This window comes from Finegoldia magna ATCC 53516 (genome assembly GCF_000159695.1).
Lineage (GTDB): Bacteria > Bacillota > Clostridia > Tissierellales > Peptoniphilaceae > Finegoldia > Finegoldia magna_F.
This window is the reverse complement of the sequence record NZ_CM000955.1, coordinates 927,693-948,714: the sequence shown is the minus strand read 5'-3', so window position 1 is coordinate 948,714 and position 21,022 is coordinate 927,693. Positions and strand designations below refer to the sequence as shown.

19 protein-coding genes are annotated in these 21,022 nt (G+C 34.0%); 17 read left to right on the top strand and 2 right to left on the bottom strand.

Annotated features, from left to right (window positions below; translation table 11 throughout):
* Nucleotides 1-51: 51 nt before the first annotated feature.
* From HMPREF0391_RS04405 to HMPREF0391_RS04375, 7 genes are all read left to right on the top strand, one after another.
* Nucleotides 52-4,155: a cell wall-binding repeat-containing protein gene (locus HMPREF0391_RS04405; RefSeq protein WP_002835697.1), complete on the top strand. Its 4,104-nt coding sequence runs from the start codon at nt 52-54 to the stop codon at nt 4,153-4,155.
* Nucleotides 4,156-4,239: 84 nt separating this feature from the next.
* Nucleotides 4,240-4,650: a GNAT family N-acetyltransferase gene (locus HMPREF0391_RS04400; protein ID WP_002835696.1), complete on the top strand. Its 411-nt coding sequence runs from the start codon at nt 4,240-4,242 to the stop codon at nt 4,648-4,650.
* Nucleotides 4,651-4,785: 135 nt separating this feature from the next.
* Nucleotides 4,786-5,409 (top strand): ECF transporter S component, encoded by a 624-nt coding sequence (locus HMPREF0391_RS04395; RefSeq protein ID WP_002835695.1) that lies wholly within the window; start codon nt 4,786-4,788, stop codon nt 5,407-5,409.
* Entirely contained in the window at nt 5,406-6,137 is a 732-nt protein-coding gene (locus HMPREF0391_RS04390) for an energy-coupling factor transporter transmembrane component T family protein (RefSeq protein ID WP_002835694.1), read from the top strand. The genes HMPREF0391_RS04395 and HMPREF0391_RS04390 overlap by 4 nt, the downstream gene beginning before the upstream one ends.
* Nucleotides 6,137-6,973 carry an energy-coupling factor ABC transporter ATP-binding protein gene (locus HMPREF0391_RS04385; RefSeq protein ID WP_002835693.1) on the top strand — a complete coding sequence of 279 codons (837 nt, stop codon included), beginning with the start codon at nt 6,137-6,139 and terminating at the stop codon, nt 6,971-6,973. Before HMPREF0391_RS04390 ends, HMPREF0391_RS04385 begins: the two co-directional genes overlap by 1 nt.
* Nucleotides 6,973-7,791 (top strand): energy-coupling factor ABC transporter ATP-binding protein, encoded by an 819-nt coding sequence (locus HMPREF0391_RS04380; protein ID WP_035109306.1) that lies wholly within the window; start codon nt 6,973-6,975, stop codon nt 7,789-7,791. Before HMPREF0391_RS04385 ends, HMPREF0391_RS04380 begins: the two co-directional genes overlap by 1 nt.
* Complete coding sequence (locus HMPREF0391_RS04375) at nt 7,784-8,686, top strand: nucleoside hydrolase (RefSeq protein ID WP_002835691.1); 903 nt, start codon at nt 7,784-7,786, stop codon at nt 8,684-8,686. The genes HMPREF0391_RS04380 and HMPREF0391_RS04375 overlap by 8 nt, the downstream gene beginning before the upstream one ends.
* Nucleotides 8,687-8,866: 180 nt before the next feature.
* On the opposite strand, the gene HMPREF0391_RS04370 is transcribed toward HMPREF0391_RS04375, so the two are convergent.
* Nucleotides 8,867-10,189, bottom strand: coding sequence for a Na+/H+ antiporter NhaC family protein (locus HMPREF0391_RS04370; RefSeq protein ID WP_002835690.1), 1,323 nt, complete (start codon nt 10,187-10,189; stop codon nt 8,867-8,869).
* A complete protein-coding gene (locus HMPREF0391_RS04365) occupies nt 10,176-11,249 on the bottom strand; it encodes a methylcobamide--CoM methyltransferase (protein WP_002835689.1) in 1,074 nt (357 codons plus the stop codon). Before HMPREF0391_RS04365 ends, HMPREF0391_RS04370 begins: the two co-directional genes overlap by 14 nt.
* Before the next feature lie 376 nt (nt 11,250-11,625).
* On the opposite strand from HMPREF0391_RS04365, the gene HMPREF0391_RS04360 reads away from it, so the two are divergent.
* The 10 genes from HMPREF0391_RS04360 to brnQ all read left to right on the top strand — a co-directional run bounded on the left by HMPREF0391_RS04360 (nt 11,626) and on the right by brnQ (nt 20,998).
* Complete coding sequence (locus tag HMPREF0391_RS04360; RefSeq protein WP_230454538.1) at nt 11,626-12,504, top strand: GTP-binding protein; 879 nt, start codon at nt 11,626-11,628, stop codon at nt 12,502-12,504.
* Complete coding sequence (locus HMPREF0391_RS04355; RefSeq protein ID WP_002835685.1) at nt 12,497-13,279, top strand: methylcobamide--CoM methyltransferase; 783 nt, start codon at nt 12,497-12,499, stop codon at nt 13,277-13,279. Before HMPREF0391_RS04360 ends, HMPREF0391_RS04355 begins: the two co-directional genes overlap by 8 nt.
* Before the next feature lies 1 nt (nt 13,280).
* Complete coding sequence (locus HMPREF0391_RS04350) at nt 13,281-13,934, top strand: corrinoid protein (RefSeq protein WP_002835684.1); 654 nt, start codon at nt 13,281-13,283, stop codon at nt 13,932-13,934.
* 7 nt (nt 13,935-13,941) lie between these two features.
* Nucleotides 13,942-14,970, top strand: coding sequence for an MtaA/CmuA family methyltransferase (locus HMPREF0391_RS04345; RefSeq protein ID WP_002835683.1), 1,029 nt, complete (start codon nt 13,942-13,944; stop codon nt 14,968-14,970).
* Complete coding sequence (locus tag HMPREF0391_RS04340) at nt 14,951-16,528, top strand: ASKHA domain-containing protein (RefSeq protein ID WP_002835682.1); 1,578 nt, start codon at nt 14,951-14,953, stop codon at nt 16,526-16,528. Before HMPREF0391_RS04345 ends, HMPREF0391_RS04340 begins: the two co-directional genes overlap by 20 nt.
* A 2-nt stretch (nt 16,529-16,530) precedes the next feature.
* Nucleotides 16,531-16,977 (top strand): DUF4430 domain-containing protein, encoded by a 447-nt coding sequence (locus HMPREF0391_RS04335; protein WP_225559912.1) that lies wholly within the window; start codon nt 16,531-16,533, stop codon nt 16,975-16,977.
* Complete coding sequence (locus tag HMPREF0391_RS04330; protein WP_002835680.1) at nt 16,977-17,486, top strand: hypothetical protein; 510 nt, start codon at nt 16,977-16,979, stop codon at nt 17,484-17,486. The genes HMPREF0391_RS04335 and HMPREF0391_RS04330 overlap by 1 nt, the downstream gene beginning before the upstream one ends.
* Nucleotides 17,487-17,577: 91 nt before the next feature.
* Nucleotides 17,578-18,321, top strand: a complete 744-nt coding sequence (locus HMPREF0391_RS04325; protein WP_002835679.1) for a YdjY domain-containing protein — start codon at nt 17,578-17,580, stop codon at nt 18,319-18,321.
* Nucleotides 18,322-18,333: 12 nt separating this feature from the next.
* A complete protein-coding gene (locus HMPREF0391_RS09730) occupies nt 18,334-19,518 on the top strand; it encodes a TVP38/TMEM64 family protein (protein ID WP_230454537.1) in 1,185 nt (394 codons plus the stop codon).
* A 184-nt stretch (nt 19,519-19,702) separates the two neighbouring features.
* On the top strand, nt 19,703-20,998 hold the full coding sequence (gene brnQ, locus HMPREF0391_RS04315; protein ID WP_002835677.1) for a branched-chain amino acid transport system II carrier protein: 1,296 nt from the start codon (nt 19,703-19,705) through the stop codon (nt 20,996-20,998).
* The last annotated feature ends 24 nt before the right edge of the window (nt 20,999-21,022 follow it).

Here is a 21,022-nt window from a genome sequence, read left to right as displayed (position 1 = left end):
TGACATCGGTATAAAATTAACTACCAAAAATAAAATCATTAGGAGGAAGCTTTGAAAAGAGTTGTAGCTTTTCTGTTAGCTTTTGCGCTTGTTTTTGGATATGCTCCAGTAGCAAAAGCAGCAGATGAAAAAGTTGATGGTAATGTAAATAATGAAGCCACATTACCTGAATCAGATGTCAAAACAAAGGAATTTTCTGTCAAAGTATTGTGTCAAGTGTGCAATTTGCAACCTGTTGCAAATCAATTGGAATTTGAATTAGAAAATTTAGAAACAAAAGAAGTGATGGAGTTTACATCAGCACAAGGAATTGCCAAATTTAGTATTGAAAATATTAAAGTTGGTCAAAAATACAAAATCACTTTAAAGAAGAACAAAGATTACCAAATGGAACCATTTATTGTAGAAGTAATGGACAATAAGGGAGACTTTGTTTTAGCTAAGGAAGACGAAAAAAATTTTGAAGATATACTAGTATCCAAAATTGATCTTTCTAAGGAATGTGTCGACGATGTTTGTGAATTTTCGGACAAAAAAGTAACTATGGCACCTATTCCAATGATGGTGGAAGAAAATGGTAATAAAAGAGCTTTGAAATCAGATGAAGAAGTTATATTTAATTTGTATAATACTTCAAAAGCTGAGAGAGTTGGCGAAGTAAAAACTGTAAATGGACAAATTCCAGCTTTAAGCGTTTATGAAAAAGATGATTACATTCTATTCACAAGCCCTAAGAATAAAAAATTCATTTTAGCGGACAAGCCATTTGAAAAACCTGTTAGTGAATTCTATTTCAGACAAAACGGAGAGGGCAAATTACCAATTAGACATAAAACAAAAAATCCATACTTAGAACCAGCAAAAACAGAAATAGAATCATTGACTGTAAGACCATTAAAAGAAAACGAAAAAATAAATGATAGAGTCACACTAGATTATGTTTGTATATCACCAATTGAAGGAGATAAGCAAGACTTTAAGGATTTAAAAGTTGTATTTACAAGTGAGTACGATACAGTAACTGCAGTTCCTATTTTGCAAGATAAATATGGAACTTTATTGAGTCCTTTTAGTTTGTATGAAGGAGTACAATATTCTGTAAAAATCGAAGATCCTAAGGGACAATACGCTATTGAAAACTTCCCGTTCGCTATAATTGACAAATCAGAAAGAGGACCTAATCATCCATTGGGATGGGATGATGGAAAATACGGATTCAACCATTCATATTGTGGAAATGCGAATTACATTACTGTGGTTAAAAAAGGCGAAGAAAACAAACATAACACAGTAATTAAATGCACAAACGGAAAGACATCTGTTTCTGGAATGAATTTTAGGGATTTACTTTTAAGAACAATTCACCCTGATAAATCACAAATCAAGGGAATGGAAGGAAAAGACTTTGATTTATTTAGATTTAAATTAATCAATCCAAAAAGATGTGAAGTTTCCAAAATGGCTGATGGAGATTTTACAATTCACAGAAACATTCCTAAAGATAAATCTGTAAAAGCTGTATATCAAGTGGAAAAAGATGGCAGTCTTACAAAACTAAACTATACTGTGAAAAATAATGTGGCAAATATTAAGACAAAAACATTATCCATTTACGATACTGTAATTGAATATGGCAAAAAATCAGAAGAAAAATTGGATCAAGAGTTTGAACTAGATGTATTGTGTGGTTCTTGCAACAGATTGCCAGTTGACAAAGAATTGGAATTTGAACTTGAAAACTTGAATACGAAAAAAGTATCAAAATTCATATCAAAATCTGCCAAAGCTAAGTTTACTTTAAGAGAAGGCGAGAAATACGAAATTCGTTTGAAGAAAAACGACGAATACAAACTTGACGCTTTAACTGTGACAGCGAAGAAAGTAAACGGCAAGATTGTGGCATTAACTGATGATAATAAAGTTTTGGAAGAAATCTTGTTATCTAAGTTGGATTATTCAAAAGAATCAGTGGATGATGTATGTAATTTATCCGATAAAAAAGTAAAAATGGCACCTATTCCAATTTTGGTTAAAGAAAATGGAAAGACAAGACCTCTTGGTGAGATGGAATCTTTGTATTTCACATTATATGACTTAACTAGATCTGAAAGAGTAGGAACTTTTATGGCGTATGCAGGAGAATTAGCATCATTATATGTATATGAAAATGATGACTATATGCTATCAACTGGTTCTAATAACAAGCAATTTATCTTAGCGGACACTCCATTTGATAAAGAAGTTAATGAATTCTACTTTAAAGCAAATGGTGAAGGTAACTTACCAATTAGACATAAAACTAAAAACCCATACGCAAAACCAGTTGATCCAAAAATAGATCATCTTACAATCAGACCTTTGGAAAAAGATGAAGTAATAAAAGACAAATACACTATAGATTATGTAAGAATATTACAAGACAAGAAAAATCCAAAAGATTATAGCAATGTTAAGTTGATATTTACAAGTGAATATGACACTGTAACAGCGACTACTTTAGAAGAAGACGAATGGGGAGTTCCAATCACACCAATTGATTTGTACGAAGGCGTTCAATATTCAGTAAGAGTTGAAGACTCAAAAGATGAATTTGCGATTGCAAATTTCCCATTTACACTTGTTGATAAATCTGAAAGAGGACCAAACCATCCATTAAAATGGGGCGACGGCAAATATGTATTCAATCAAACTTCTTGTACTAACGCAACTTATTTAACATTAGTTCCAAAAGGAGAAGAAAACGCCAACAATACAGAATTGAAATCTGATGATAAGAGTACAACTATCAAAGGAATGAACTTTGGGGATTTGATGCTTAAAACGACTTATCCAGACAAATCAGATGTAAGAAAACTTGCAGGAAAAGATTTTGATTTATTCAGATTTAAATTAATAAATCCTCACAGATGTGAAGTTACAAAAATGGCGTTAGGAGATTTTACAATACAAAGAGTTGTTCCTAATGATAAAAATGTTGTTGCAGTTTATGAAATCGACAAATATGGAAACTTAAACTTGTTGCCATTCAAACAAGATAAAGATCTAGTAGACATTAAAACAAAAACATTGTCTATTAATGATATCGCGATAGAATATACTAAAAAGCCAGTAGAAGAGAATCCAAGTGTTCCAGATGATAAACCAAGTAAACCTGATGACAAGCCAAATACACCGGATGATAAACCGAATAATCCAGGCACAGTACTCCCAAGTAATCCAGGAAATAATACTAATCCTTCTGGTAACAAAGAAGTGAAATCATTTGAAGATTTGTACAAGCAATTTACAAATTCAAGAATTTCAGGAGAAGATAGGTACCAAACAGCTATTGAAATTTCTAAAAAACACTTCTCATCTTCTGAAAGCATCGTATTAACATCAGCAAATGAATTGGTGGATTCGTTGACATCAACACCACTTGCGACATCTTTAAAAAGTCCAATACTTTTAAGCGATAAATCAAAAGTAAATGCAAATACATTGAATGAAATTAAAAGATTAAACGCAAAAAATATTTATATTGTAGGTGGAGAATCTACTATATCTCAAGAAGTAGAATCTAATTTAAAACAACAAGGATACAATGTAGTCAGAGTTTCAGGGAAAGATAGATACAGAACATCTGTCGAAGTTGGCAAAAAAGTCGTGGAAAAATCTGGCAATAAACACAAAATTGTGTTGGCAAGTGGAGTAAACATTGTCGATGCACTTAGTGGTAATAGCATTGCTGCTAAGGAAAATATCCCTGTATTGTTAACTCAAATCAATGAATTAAATGAATACACGAAGAAAGCAATTAAAGAATGGAATGTAAATGAAATTGTAATTGTAGGAGGAAAATCTTCTGTATCAGAAAAAGTCGAACAAGAGCTTGTATCTATGGGAATAAAAGTAACTAGATTAAGTGGAAAAGATAGATTTGAAACTTCAGTAGAAGTCGCAAAACACATCTATCCAAATGCAGAAAAAATCCTTGTAGCAAATGGATATAATTATGTAGACGCATTAGTTGCAGGTCCTATAACACAAATTAATAAAACTCCAATAATATTACTAGAAAAAGATAAAATTCCAGCATCTGTTCAAAAATATTTGAACGATTCTAACATCAAAGAAATCCAAGTAATTGGAGGAGTAGAAAGTATTTCAAAATAAATCCTTAGAGATATTGGCAGCAAGCTGATATCTCTTTTTTTGTAAAAATTAGAAAAATAATGGATAATATTTGTGAGGTGAATTATGAATACAAAATATGTGATAAAAAATGCAGCGGTTAGTCCAGATGATTACAACGATTTGCGTGAAAAATCTGGTATTGGAAATAGAAAATCAAAGGAGAATGTGAAGGTTGCAATTGAAAATTCTCTTTTCATTACATCAATTTACGATGGAGATAAGTTGATTGCGATGGCAAGGGTTGCCGGAGATGGGGCAATTAGTCTTGTGGTTACTGATGTTATGGTGGATTCAAGCTATCAGAAAAATGGTTTGGGAAGTGTTTTGATGAATGAGGTTAGCAAATACTTGGACGAAAATTACGATGAAGATGCGTATATTATTTTGTTAGCGAACACTCCTTATGATAAATTTTACGAAAAATTTCATTTCCAACAATTTCCTAACAAAAAGGGTATGCTGAGAGTTTTGTAGATTTTGAATTAAATATTTTAGTAACACAAAATCTTTGTTAATGTTTTTAACGAAAAATGATTTATTAATTAGCCGTATTATGATAAAATTTATTCAATGCGAAAAGTTTTTTCGTAAAATTTATAGGAGGAATTTATGAAATCTAAATCTAAGATGAGCTATAACTTGTCGGTAATTTTACTAATTCCACTTGGTATAGCTATCAATTTTGTTGGTGCAAATTTGACTGCAGCATTAAAATTGCCTGTATATTTGGATGTTATAGGAACTGTGTTCACAGGTGTGTTGTGCGGTCCATGGATTGGTTTTCTTACAGGTGTTGTTACAAATATCGTGACATCTGTTACAAATCCAACACAACTTCCTTATTTGGTTGTAAGTGGTGCGATTGGTTTGGTTGCAGGGATTTGCGGCAAGAAAGGAATGTTTAAAACTCCAGCGAAGACATTTGTAGTAGCCATTATTATTTGGCTTGTGGCGATGATTACGTCTGCGCCAATTACTGTTTTGGTTTTTGGTGGCGTTACTGGAGCGAGTGGTTCAAGTGCAATCACGACATTTTTGGTTGCAACAGGAAAAGGATTATGGGAATCTGTTATTGGTTCAACTGTTCTTACAGAAACTTTGGATAAGTTTTTGACTTCGTTTGCAGTGTATTTCCTTATCAAATCCATTCCGAACAGAAATTTGTTGAGATATCCTAATGGAATTCAATACATAAAAGAAAAGAAGAACAAATACGTGAGAGGTGCAAAATGATATCTAAAATTTTCCCAACAACAAAACTTTTTATGGTCATAGTTACGGTTATTATTTCGTTGGTTTTGCCATGGCAATTCGCGTATCTTTTCGTACTTCCATTAAGTTTGATATTGGCTTTAGTGGACAATAAATTCAAACAATACGTAAAAAAATTGTGGATAGTTTTGTTATTAGTACTACTAATAATGTTTTTGTTCCAATTATTCTTGGACAAATCAACAGAACATGTGTATTTGAATCTAGGATTTATGAGAGTGACACTTAACGGAATATTGAATGGTTTGGAACAAACAAAATTCATTCTTACACTTATAACTTTGTTTTTGTTGTTCTTTGAGACGACAGACATTGAAGATTTGATGATAGCTCTTCAACAAAAAAGAGTAAGTCACGTTACAAGTTATGTAATCATGGCAACAATGACTATGATTCCGGAAATGATTAAGAAAAGTTCCAAAATCATCAAAGCACAAGAAGCGCGTGGAATTGAAACTACAGGTTCCATTAAAAACAGAGCGAAGGCGTTCTTCCCTTCACTTGGACCTTTGATTATATCTTCACTTTCAGAAATCGACGAAAAGACAATTACACTTGAAGCGCGTGGATTTGCATCCGAAAATGAAAAAACATGTCTCAAGGAAATCAAAAAAACAACTACGGACAGAATAATTTTTTACGTTTTCATTGCTTTGGTTGTGTTAGCTTTGGTGTGGAGGTTTAAATAATGATAGAACTTAAAAATGTTTCGTTCAAATATGAACTTCAAGAAGAAAAGACGATAAAAAACTTGGATTTGTACGTTGGGCAAGGAGAATTTGTAGGAATTATTGGCAAAAATGGTTCCGGCAAGACGACTTTGTCCAATATTATAAGAGGAATAATTCCAGATTTCGTTCAAGGAGAAATCACAGGAGACATAATCATTGACAATAAAAACATCGACGATATCGAACGTGGCGAAATGGCGGAATTAGTTGGGTTTGTATTTCAAAATCCATTTAGCCAAATCTCTGGAATAAAGAAAACTGTATTCGAAGAAATCGCCTACGGACTGGAAAACCTTGGAGTTCCAAGAGAAGAAATCAGACAAAGAGTAACTGATGTCATTAAATTACTTAAAATAGAAGATTTGCAAGATAAAAACCCTAACGAATTATCAGGCGGACAATCGCAAAGAGTTGCGATAGCTTCAATCATCGTAATGAATCCAAAAGTATTGATATTCGATGAGCCGACAAGTCAGCTTGACCCACTTGGAACGGAAGAAATCTTCGATATTTTGAAACTTTTGAAATCACAAAATAAAACAATAATATTGGTTGAACACAAAATTGATTTGATAGCAGAGTACGCCGATAGAGTTGTGGTTATGGACGATGGAGAAATTATCTTCAACGGTGAAACTCACGAAGTTTTATCAAACGACAAAATCGAAAAGCACAATGTATCTATGCCTATAGTTTCAGAACTTGCATACAAATTAAATGAAGAAAAGCCAGGATTTTTCAAAAATATCCCTATAACTTTGGATGAATGCAAGAAAGAATTGGAGGAAAATTAATGAGCAAATTAGAATTTAAAAATGTAAGCTTTACTTATCCTAACGGATTCAAAGCGATTAATGATTTGAATTTGGTCGTGAATTCTTCAGAAAAAGTTGCAATCGTAGGACAAAATGGAGCCGGTAAATCAACTTGTGCAAAACTAATGAACGGGTTATTGAGACCAAGCTCTGGGGAGATTTTGCTAGATGGGAAAAACACGAAAGATATGACCACAGCGCAAATCTCCAGAAAAGTTGGCTACGTCTTCCAAAATCCCAACGATCAAATCTTCAACTCCACAGTTTACGATGAAGTTGCATTTTCGTTGAGAGCATTGAAAGTTGACGAAGATGAAATGGACAGGCGTGTCAGACAAGCTTGTGAAATCTGCGAACTTTCAGAATATTTGGACGATCATCCATACGATTTGCCATTTAGTACGAGAAAATTCATCACGATAGCAATTACAATCGCAAACGACTGCGACATTTTCATATTTGACGAACCAACAGCAGGACAAGACGCATATTCGATGAGTTGTTTGAAAAGAGTCATCGACCATTTGCACGAATTGAACAAAACAATCATAACTATAACTCATGATATGGAATTTGTCGTTGAAAACTTCGACAGAGTTGTCGTAATGTCCAACAAAGAAATCATCAAAGATGCTGATAAGAAGGAAGTTTTCGACGAAGATGAGACTCTTAAAAAAGCATACATTCAACCACCAGTCATCAAAAGACTTTGTAACTCAATAAATTTGGATGAAAAATTATTGTCGGTGGATGATTTTGTAGATTACATCAAAAATTTTGGAGGTGCTAATGATTAACTGTATATTGGATTTTGATCCGGGAGTTGATGATGCAGCGGCATTATTTGCAATTAAAAATGCAAAAAATTTGAATTTGTTGGCACTTTCGTCGGTAAGTGGCAACGTATCAATAGACCACACGACACGAAACATGCAATGCTTGGCAAAATTATTGGATATAAATGTTCCGATGGGAAAAGGACAAGAAGTGCCACTTGTAAGAGAGCCTTTCTTTGCGACAGTTCACGGGGATGATGGGATTGCAGGATTCAGATCAATGATAGAATCAGAAGATGTAGCTGATCTTACAAGCGAAAATTCAGTTACAATGATGCACGAAATCATCCAAAAATCAACTGAAAAAATCACAATCATTGCAGTAGGACCGCTTACAAATATCGCACTATTGCTTAGAACTTTTCCAGAAGACAAGGAAAAAATTGAGCAAATCAGCATAATGGGTGGCTCCATTACAAGAGGAAATGTAACAAGTCTTAGCGAATTTAATTTCTTCGTGGATCCTGAAGCTGCAAAAATCGTATTTGAAAGCGGTGTGAAACTCATCATGGCTGGACTCAATGTAACACAAAAAGCCAGCATAACAGATGAGCAAATTCAATTTTTGGATACAATCGAAACCAAAAGAACAAAATTTGCACACAGAATTTTGAAATATTACGCATCAAACGACGCAGGAATTCACGACCCTTGCTCTGTAATTGTTCTGGATAATCCAGAAGTTTTCGAAACAGAAGACATGTACATCAAAATCGATGTGCAAAACGAGGAAACAAGGGGAATGAGCTACAGAGATTTGATCAAAGAAGAAAATGGCGAATTCAACTGCAAAGTAATCACTGAAATCGACATCGATAAATTCAGACAAATATTGATGCAAGCTCTTACAGAATAAAATTACTCCGGGAATTATCTCGGAGTTTTTTGTATATGGAATGATGTTTTTTTAAAAGTACAACAATCAGCAAAAGTGTAGAAATCACTAATAATACTTTCGAGTTTTTAATAACTGATTTTGATTTTACAAAAAATTGCAATCAAAAAAACACCTCATGAGAGGTGTTTTTGTTTGCTATTAATCATCTGCAACTTCTGTGGCAGGATCTGAATTTGTTCCAAATCTTGTGATGATTGTTAGGATCATCATTGCCAATAATACGTATTGGTTAACTAAGAAAGGAATGATATCTGTTGGTGCAACTTTTCCTGCAGTAAGTCCAGATGCGATTAAGATTTGTGCTCCGTAAGGGATAATTCCTTGGATAACGCAGCTTGTTGTATCCAAAAGTGATGCAACACGTGATGGTTTTACATCGTATTCTTTTGTAAGTTCAGATGCAACTTGTCCAGTAATCAAAATAGATACTGTGTTGTTTGCTACGGCTACGTTTGTAAGTCCAACTAATGCAGCGATTGCAGCTTCAGCACTTTTTGTACCTTTAACTTTGTTTTTGACTTTCATTATGATCCAATCAATACCACCGTGCTTTCTAACCATGTAAGCAAGACCACCAGTAAACATTGATAATAAGAAGATTTCTAATACTCCTGTGAATCCTTGAAAAATTGTTTGTGACAACATAATTGTGTCGAATTTTCCGTAAATCATACCGATTATTCCGGCTAGTAATGTACCAGAGAATAATACCAATAATACGTTCATTCCCATTAATGCTGTTACGATTACTAATATATAAGGGATTACATAAACCAAGTTGTAGCTTTCTTTAACCATTGTGATAGTTGTGTCTGGTCTTCCAATGATTGCGAAAATAATTGTAGAAATTATAATTGCTGGGAAAGCAAATCTTGAGTTCATTACGAATTTTTGTTTCATTCCGATATTTTGTGTTCTTGTAGCTGCGATTGTCGTATCTGAGATTAATGACAAGTTATCTCCGGCCATTGCTCCACAAATCAAAGCTGCAAGCATTAGTGCTGGATTGATACCAACTTTTTCTGCAACACCAAAAACGATAGGTCCCAATGCTACTACTGATCCTACAGATGAACCAGTTGCAATTGACAAGAATGTAGAAATCAAGAAAATTCCTGGTACCAAGAAGTTTACAGGTACGATTGATAAACTGAAGTTTACAACAGATTCTACTGCGCCACTTGCTTTAGTAACTTGAGCGAACGCTCCAGCTAATAAGTAAATAATACACATGATAATTATGTTTTCATCGCCGCAACCTTTTACGAAATCGTCGGCTTTTTCGTTGATAGTTCCTTCAAAAATAATGAATGCTACAACAACACCAATCATTATAGAAATAGGTGAAGGGATTTGATAGAATGGCATTTCCACTCCACGAAGTGATAATACCACACCTGATAATACATAGAATAGCACGAACACTACAAGTGGAAGAAGTGCTTTTTTATTTGGTTTCATTTTTTAGCTCCTTTAATCTTTTATAATTTCCGAATTCACGTCCGTATTCCATGAACGCGTCGATATTTTCCATTTTTGTTCCTTTTGGAATTTGACAACCTGTTGACAACACATATCCACATGGAGAATCGTAACCGATGTCGATACATTCTTTTACAGATTTTTTAACATCTTCAGTATTTCCCAAATACATAACATCTACTGGAGGAACATTTCCTGTGATAACAATGTCGTTACCAAGAATTTCCTTAGCTTCTAATAAACTTTCACAGTTATCCAATGAGAAGTTACCAATTCCTGAATCTTTTAATAATGGCCACAAATCTTTTGAGTCACCACAAATATGCAAACCTGCAGAAGAACCACAGTATTTTTTAACGTCTGCAATGTTTCTCTTTAAATATGGAAGTGAAAATTCTTCGAATTGTTTCTTACGAATCAAAGTAGTACTTGAAACTGGATCGGCAAATCCCATTCCAAATCCTCTACTGCCAACTTCCTTAATGTATTCTCCGTTGTTAATAGTGATGATATCCATAATTTTATGAAGAGCATCCTTTTTCTTAACCATCCAACGAAGTAAAGTTTCAGTTCCCAAAACACTTGCCGCAACAGAAAATGGTCCAGTCATTGCAGCACCGATTGATGCAACATCACCGACTTGGTCTCTGATTTTTTCCAATGCTTCGATCAACACTGGTAGCTTTCCATCTTTTAATGGATTGATGATTTTTAATTTTTCGATATCTTCGACCTTTTTCACAACTGGTTCTTTTAATTGTGAAATACCATCTTCTGGATACCAAATTTCAGTTCCCATGGCTTCTGCCATTCCTCTTAAAGTAGTGGACACGCTGATAGAATCGTGGTAGAACCTTTTGAACAAAGCTACTTCCGTATCGGCGATTACATCAGAATTTGAATAATAATCCCAAGTCTTATATCCCAAATAGTCACTCATAGTAACGCCCATATCAGGAACAACTGGAATTCTGTCCATTTCTTCACCTTTTGAGAAGGTCTCCATTCTCTCCTTTGGAGTCATCTCATCTTTGAACATATAAATCCTCCTTTTTTGATTTTTTAAATAAATAAATTTATTGTTATAAATTGCATTATAATTTTATCATAGAAAAATTCAGTCATTTATTGAAATATTTTATAAGTGGTATTTTTTATTCATTTAAATTTAATAAAAATTTAAATAAATGAAATTTCTTATTAATAAAATTGAAATGAAACTGAATCTATTTTTTTAATAATGATTTCCTGCGTGACAAATCAAATATTAAACTACATTTAATCATAAAAATTTATCAAAATAGAGTATTAGCCTTCGTGAAGATGAAATAATGATTTATTTGATTATCCAATAAGTCATTATTATTTGGGCAATATCCAATATCAAATATGTTAAAATGAAAATGGGTGATAATATGAAAACAGTAATAGTGTCGGGCTTTTTAGGTTCAGGCAAGACAACTTTTATCAATCACATTTTGGGATTCAACAAAAATACTTTGGTATTGGAAAATGAATTCGGAGATGTGAGTATTGATTCAATGTTGATAAAAAACGACGATATAATTGAAATCAATTCGGGATGTATTTGCTGTGGATTGAAGAGCGATTTTAAGGAAATTATTCACAAAATCGACAAAGACCAATTTGAATACATCATAATTGAGCCAACTGGAGTTGCGAAATTAACGGATATATTGGAAGTTTTAAAAGACGAAGAGAATTTGCAAATCCAAAAATGCGTGACAATTGTCGATTGCGACAGTTACATTTGCTTTCACGATGATTTCGGAGAATTTTTCAATGATCAAATCAAAAATGCTGATATAATATACATAACGAACGTTGAAAATTTGGAAGAAGAAAAAATCGAAGAAGTGAAGAAGTCAATCGAACAATTTAACAAACATGCAATTATTCACAAGGAGGACTTCAGAAAGATGAATCCAGAAGATATTGTGAGTGAATTTGCTGACGACAAGAAAGAAGACAAACACGAATGTTGTTGTCACGGTCACGGTCACAAATGCTGTGGCAAACATCATCATCACGACCACGGTAAACATTCTCACGAAGATTCCAAATTTAAGACCAATGTTCAAAAGAAATTGAAATTCAATTCAAAAGATGATTTGGAAAAGTTTTTGGACTCAAAAAGTATCGTTAGAGCGAAGGGAAATGTTGAGATTGCAGATAAGAAAGTTTTTGTTAGCAAAACTTTGAGTGGATTGGAAGTATCAGATTCAATATCTGATAGCGATGATTTTGTAATAATCGAGGTGAATAATGAGTAAAGTTGGAACTTATAATTGTATTATAATGGAAACGATGCCCATCACTGATCCGGGATTATTTGAAGATGCGGATTGTTTGGTAGAACATTTCAAGGACAAGGATTATGCAAGTATTCCTATGTCTTCTACATTAGAATCAGAAGCAATGGGTGCTGTCGCTGAACTTGGTAAAGTTAGCAAGTACAAATACGATAATGTGGATGATATTGTGATTGATTTTGATTACAATCAAAAACATGTCAAAGCTTTGTTTGAAGCAATAGATAAAATGAAGGACGATAAAAGAGTTATCGTGGAGGTTGCTGGTCCATTGGTTATATTGGATAACTTGGCAAGCTCTGAGGTTGTTTTCAGATCTTTCAGAAAAAAACACGACAAAATCGTCGAGCTTTACGATGAAATCAGAAAAGCTTTGGTTGAATATATCGGAAAATTAGTCGACTGTGGAATAAAATTGATTAGTTTTTCCGACAGTTTGGCGGGTGCTGATATTATTGGACCTAAGCAAATGCAATTGTATGTGGATGAGTTTTTGATGAAGTTTTTGGAAGATATTCAAAATATCGACAAACCATTCAATTTTCACTTATGTCCAAAATCCACGATGGCTTTGATTAGTTTGGACAAGGCAGAGTTCAGACCAATTGAAAAAGACGAAGAACAAAGATACGTTGATTTCTTATTTGAAGGAGAGCACAAGATTTTCGGCGATAGATGTATGAATTTGTCAGATAAGAAATTTATGAAAATTAATGAGATAATTATTAGGAGGTAGTATGAATACACAACAAGAATATTTGGATAAAATGGCAGAAATGGTAGTAGAAATGGAAGACGAAGACATCGCTGATGTGTGCCAAGAATATATCGACAAGGGATTTGATGCTAAGCAAGGTATATTCGACGGACTTATCAAAGGTATGCAACAAGCAAGTAAGCTTTTTGATGAAGAAGAATATTTCATTACAGATATTTTGCTTTGCAGTGATGCCATGTATGCTGGTTTGGACGTTTTACAAAAATACGTAGAAATGAACGACGACGATATTCTTGGAGTTGGAGTAATCGGAGTTGTTGAAGGGGATACTCACGATATCGGCAAAAACTTGGTTAAATTGATGATGCAAACTGCAGGATTTAAGATGATCGATTTGGGTCGTGATGTTAAATTGCAAAACTTCATCGATGCAGCAGTTGAAAACAACGCTGATTTGATTTGTATGTCAACTTTGATGACAACTACTATGGACAACATGGGTAAAGTTATCGAAATGTTAAAAGAACAAGGACTTAGAGATAGATTCAAAGTTATGATCGGTGGAGGTCCTATCTCTCAATCATTCGCAGATAAAATCGGTGCAGATTCTTACACTGAAAATGCCGTTGAAGCTGTAGAAGCTGCTAAAAAATTAGTTGGTAAAGATAAGTAGGATAGAGATGATTAACGAAAAAGATAGATTAAAAAATGCGTTAAATCATATTTTCATCGATAGAATTCCTGTGATTTGTCCGGGTGGAATGATGAATATGATATCCAAGGAGCTAATGGAATTGAAAGATATTTACCTTCCGGAAGCTCACTTGGATTCTAGGAAAATGGCTGATTTGGCGAAAGCTATCTACGACGAAAAAATTTTCGAAAATATTGGAGTTCCATTCTGCATGACGATTGAAGCTGAAGATATGGGTTCAGTTGTCGATTTTGGAAATGAAATTTACGAACCACATGTTATCGAATACGCATTCGATAATATCAAGGATTGGGAAAAAATCAAAGATTTCAAGAAAGAAGATTCCAGAAGTGATATTGTGATTGAGGCTATTAAAATCTTGAAGGACGAAGAAAAAAACGCCCCAATTATTGGAAATATCACAGGCCCTGTAAGCACTGCATCATCAATAATGGATTCTGTAAAATACTACAAGGCTCTTAGAAAAGACCCACAAAGAGTTCACGAATTTATGGATTACGTTACAGATCATTTAATAGAATTTGCCAATAGACAAATCGACGCAGGAGCAGATGTGATCGCAGTTTCAGATCCTTCTGGTACTGGCGAAATAATGGGACCAAAATTTTTCAAAGAATTCACCGTGCAATATTTGAATAAGTTTTTGGATGGAATCAAAGACGTTCCTAAAATTGTTCACATATGTGGAAGAATGACTCCTGTACTTGATTTGTGCAACGACATTCACTCTGATTGCTTGAGCTTCGATTCAATCGTTTCATTGAAAGATGCGAAGAAAGTATTGAAGCATCACGTGTTGATGGGCAATGTGTCGACTTATGCGCTTGAATACTCAGACAGTGAAAAAATCCAAAAATTGGCAAAAATATCGGTAAACAACGGATCAAATATTCTATCTCCAGCTTGTGGAATAGGTATGAGATCGCCACTTGAAAATTTGAAATCAATAATAACAGCATCTAAGAATTACGATTATGAAGATAAGAATAAATAATTTAAACAGAACAATTGAATTAGAAGACGACAAGAACTACAATTTGATGAATGCTTTGCTTGAAAACGACGTCTACATCGATAACTCATGCAATGGTAAGCTAACTTGTGGTAAGTGCAAGATTAAAATCATAGAAGGAAATGTCAACGAAATCACTGATACCGAAAAAAGACTTCTTAAAAAAGAAGAAATCGAAAACGGAATTAGGCTTTCTTGTGCAGTTACAATGAATGGCGATGTCATCGTGGAAACTTTGAGCGAAAATAGCTCCATAGATGTACTTGATTCAGGAGAAATGCCAGAGTTTGAAAAACAATACAGGGACGGCTACGGGATTTGTGTGGACATCGGTACTACAACTGTGTGCATGAACTTGGTAGATTTGAAAACTGGAGATATCATTGCGAAAAACTCTGCACTTAATGCGCAAACAAAGTACGGCTTGGATGTGCTTACGAGAATTACGTTTGAGTTTGAAAATGAAAATGCAGCGAAAATTCTTCAACACAGCATTGTAAGTTCTATGAATAAATTGATAGACAAGATGATTGTCGAATCAAAAATCGAAAGAAAAGATATAAAAGAAGTGGACATTGCGGCTAACACTACAATGGTTCACATGCTTTTGGGAGTGGATGCAAGAAGCTTGGGGAAATTCCCTTACAAACCACTGTTCACTGAAGCAAAGAGTTTGATGTGCGAGGATATTGGACTGAATTTGGACGCAAAGTTGTACACTTTGCCGAATGTTTCAGCGTATATCGGAGCAGACATCGTTGCTGGTGCTTATGTTACGGATATGAGAAACAGAGAAAACACACTGTTTATAGATATCGGTACAAACGGCGAAATAGTTTTGAAGACTAATGACAAATTGTATTGTTGCTCTTGTGCAGCTGGTCCTGCACTTGAAGGTATGAATATAAAATGCGGAATGAGAGCAGAACGAGGAGCCATTGAAGATGTTGTAATTGATGGGTCAAACGTCAAATTACAAACTATCGGCGACAAACCTCCAAAAGGGATTTGTGGTAGTGGTATTCTTTCTGTAATCAGTGAAATTGTTAGAAATAAAATCGTCAACAAAAGAGGAAGGATAATCGACCCAAACTCTGTCGATGATTTTAGAAAAGATTTGGTAAGAATTGTGGATGATAAAAGAGAGTTCATGATGACTGATGAACTTGTTATCACGCAATCTGACATCAGACAAGTGCAACTTGCAAAAGGAGCGATACTTTCTGGTTTTATAAAACTTTTGGATGAAGAGGGATTGGATATTTCTGATTTGAACGAATGTATTGTAGCAGGTCAATTTGGAAGTCATTTGAAACCATCGTCAATCGTAGGTGTGGGAATTCTACCTTACGAAATTGAATCCAAAATAAGTTATGTAGGTAATTCATCTTTAATAGGAGCGTACATGTGTTTAATGAATGATAAAATAAAAGAAGAAATGTCCACTCTTGCTGAAGATATGAATTATATAGAATTATCAATGACAAAGGACTATGAAAAAATATTCGCTAAAGCGATGGAATTTCCAAAGGAGAGATGATTATGAAGAAAAAATTATTGGTATTGATGATGCTTGTGTTCTCATTGACAGCTTGTAACGCTGACAAAGATAAGGCCCAAGAACCACAAAAAACAGAACAAACACAAGAACAAGCAAAAACAGATGAAAACAAAACAGAAGAAAAAGCATCTGAGAGTGAAGCTACTAAGGTTTCAATCGTTGTAATGGATGAAGTAAACAACAAAGAAATCTTAAAAGAAGATGCAGAAATCAAAAAAGATGAAAACTTACAATCTTACCTTGAAAAAAATCACAAAGCAGTTTTTGAAAAAGGTATGATGACTGAATTAGAAGGCGTAAAACAAGATCCAGCTAAGAAACAATACTGGATGTACTATGTTAACGACAAAATGGCAGAAGTAGGAATCGGCGATTACAAAGTTAACGAAAACGACAAGATAGAATTCAAATTTCAAGAAATGAAATAATGAAAACTAGTGATTTGACTAGAATTGCAATATTATCAGCAGTATGCATCCTGACAAGAATATATTTGAATATAATTCCGAATGTAAAAATCTTGTCGGATGTCATACTGATACTTGCAATTGAAAAAAACCTAAAAGAGTCACTATTTGTTAATGCAGTCACGATGGTAGTCACAAGTTTTGTGCTTGGGTTTGGAATATGGGTTTTGTTCCAAGTGGTGGACTTTTTCATCTTGGCTGTATTTAACTATGCAATTTTTAATGTTTTTAAATTGAAAAAAACATTGGTAACGAAAACTATCGCATTGTCTGTGTCGGGATTTTTGTATGGACTTATAATTACTTTGATGGAATGCATGACTGTTATGGGAATGAATGTATTCATTGCAAGATACATGACATCAATTCCGTTCGACATTAACCACATGATTGGAAATGCGGTTATATACATTTTTCTGATATACAAGTTGGAAGATTATATTACCGGCAAGAAAAAAATCATGAATTAAAACTAGATAAATATTTATTAAATTTAAAATTATATACAAGATTAAATATATGTGATATAATTACATCAAATTGATAATGGAGGGATGAATTATGAATTTAAGAAAAAAATTAGTAGCTGGATTTTTATGTCTAGCAATAGTAGGATTAGCTGGCTGTTCACAAAAAGCAGACGATAAAAAAGAAGAAACAAACAATACTCAAACAACTGAACAAGCTAAAGATGATTCTAAGAAGGAAGAAAACAAAGAAGAAAAGAAAGCAGATGACGAAGTAAATGGCGTTTCTTTGAAAAACCCAATCAAAGTAGACAAAGAAGCTAAGAAAATTACAGTTTTATCTTCTGTAAATGGTAAATATTTTACTGAAGCAACTAGACACGCATCTGTAAACACTGACGGAAGTAACGGAGCAAAATCAGTTCTTACTGCATATGCTACTCCAGAAGATTTCTACAATGCATTAATCGAAATCGGTGCAAAACCTGGTGAAAATATGAACCCAGACAATGCTACAACAACTCACGTTGAAGGATCAAAAATTGGCGCAACTGTAACTTGGGAAGGCGCAGGAAAAGATTATGATATCAACGAAGTAATCAAAGATAGCAATGGAAAGAAAATTGATTTTAGATTTGGTGGAAACTTAGAAAGAGCAAAAACTAAAAAAACAGGTTGCTTAACTTGCTTGGATTCTTGTCCAGTAGGAATTATTTCTAACACAACTTACACTTATGGTGCTGTAGAAAAGAGAAACGAAGTTAAATTTACTGGTAATCCAGACGTTCTTCCAGAAGACGGAACTTATGTAGCAGTAACTTACACTCTTGAAGATTAATAGAGGTATCAAGTGAAAAAGTTAAGGGCGATATTTTATTATTTAACTACGGGCGTAGCCATCGGGGTTTTATGTTGTCTACTATTACTATTCAACGTAAACTACGAAATGATGGTTAGTCAGCAGCTAGTAATGTTTATCTTTACGGCTTTTGGACTGATACTAGGAATTGCTTATACAAATATCAACAGATATGTATTCTTCGCTTTGGAAGTAGCGATAGCTTTAATTGCACTTATAGGTGGGAAAACTCAAAGTCTTATCTACATTGTAAAAGAATTTGTGATGTATCATGGACCAGTTAAGAATATTTTACTTCCTACAATTATAGTTGTCGTTGTGATTAACTTAATCAACCTTTATATAGTTCTTACTCAAAAGAAATATCAAAAATTCTACACTAGAGAAGAACGTAAAGCAATGAAGGAAGAAGAAGTTAAACTTAGCGATTTAAGAGAAGAAAAAACACCAGAAGAAATAGCTGAACTTAAACACAAGAGAAAAATCCAAAGAATTATCGCTTTGGTAATCATTGGAGTTTTATTGGGATTGTATTTCTTCGTACCTTCAATTAAAGCAAAAACAAATGAAGCTTTCTCTACGATTTCAAAATTAGACACTGATGTAGTAGTAGCATATTTGAGATCTTACGGAAAACAAGCAGCGGTTGTATCATTTATATTAATGGTTCTTCAATCAATTGCTGCCCCTATTCCAGCATTCTTGATTACTTTATCAAATGCTGCAATATTTGGATGGGTTAAGGGAGCTATGCTTTCTTGGTCATCGGCGATGGCAGGAGCTGCACTTTGCTTCTTCTTAGCAAGAGCTTTGGGAAGAGATGCTGTCGAAAGACTTACAAGCAAAGGTGCGATGGAAAGTGTTGACGTATTCTTCGAAAGATACGGAAAATATGCAATATTAATTTGTAGACTTTTACCATTCGTTTCATTCGACTTTGTAAGTTATGGAGCAGGTCTTACTAACATGGGATTCTGGCCATTCTTCATCGCGACTGGAATTGGTCAATTACCTGCAACAATTGTTTATTCATATGTTGGAGGAACATTGACTGGTGGAGCACAAAAACTTTTCTTGGGACTTTTGACATTGTTCGCATTATCAATCATGATTGGTATAGCTAAGAAAGTTTACAACGATAAACAAAAGAAAAAAGGCGGAAAAGTAGTAGAATAAAATTACAATCATAGGTCATTGATTTGGCCTATGATTTTTTTTGAAAAAATTTATCCTATGTGTAAAAATTTTACGCTTTATTTTGATAATGGAATAAATAAATTTGACAATAAAACTTTTTAGAATTAAAATTTAATTATGAAATCATTTTCTATAAAGATATAGAAATACATAGGAGGATATTTTGAATAAGAAATTTAAGGACGTCATTATCGTAGGATTTGCATTATTTGCAATATTCTTTGGCGCAGGAAATCTGATTTTTCCACCTTATTTGGGTGTGCTTTCGGGAACTGAGTACAAAAAGGCAATGCTAGGATTTTTATTGACAGACCCTGTGCTACCGATACTTGGGGTAATTATCACAGCTAAACTTGGTGGGGGAGCTGAAGATCTCGGAAGAAGAGTTGGAAATAAATTTGCTAAGATTCTTGGAACCGTTACCATATTGACTATTGGACCGCTTTTTGCAATTCCTAGAACTGCAGCGACAACTCACGAAGTTTTTGTGTCTAAAGTTTTTCCAGGAACTCCAGAATGGGTAACTGCGTTAATATTTTTCGCATTGACGGCGATTTTTGTGTTTAACGAAACGGGAGTTATCGACAAAATCGGTAAATATTTGACGCCTGGATTGGTAATTATTTTATTAGTTATTATCGGAAAATGCATCGTGGATCCTATAGGCGTTATGAATATCGCTACAGAAAATCAAATATTCTTGAAGGGATTTGCGGAAGGATATCAAACTATGGATGCTCTGGGAGCAGCACTAATGACGGGGATTGTAGTTTCTGATTTGAAAAGAAAAGGATATGTCAACGACGAAGAAAGACTAAAGCTTGTCAAATGGGTTGGGCTTGTGGCATTTGTTTTGTTGGCGATTATTTACGGTGGATTGATTTATGTTGGAGCGACTGCATCCAAGATTTACACTGTTCAAAACACAAGAGTAGACATACTACTTGGAACTGTTCAAAATATTTTAGGTTCAGCCGGCAAAATTGCGATAGGAATTGCAGTGTCATTGGCATGTTTGACTACATCAGTTGGTCTAAGTGCGATTGCTGGAGATTTCTTCTCAAATATCACTAAAGATAAATTGGGATACAAACCAATTGTTTTGGCAACGGTTGTGATTTCTGGTGTGCTTTCACTTGTTGGAGTTGAAGCGCTTATAAAAGCAGCAGTTCCAATTTTATCTACAGTTTATCCTATAATTATGGTACTTATATTTTTAGGAATTTTCGAAAAACATATAAAATACGATTTGATATACACAGGAGCGGTACTTGCGACATTTGTCGTGAGTTTCGTGGAGGTTTTGAATCAAAATTTCAAAATTTTACAAGGTTTTACAGATGTAATCAAAACTCTTCCTCTAAGTTCTGTTGGATTTGAATGGTTGCTACCTGCGATCGTTACAGGTGCAGTGTTTGGAGTAATTGCGTATATCCAAGATAAAAAGAAATTAGCATAGACGAAATTAATTCAGCATAAAGAT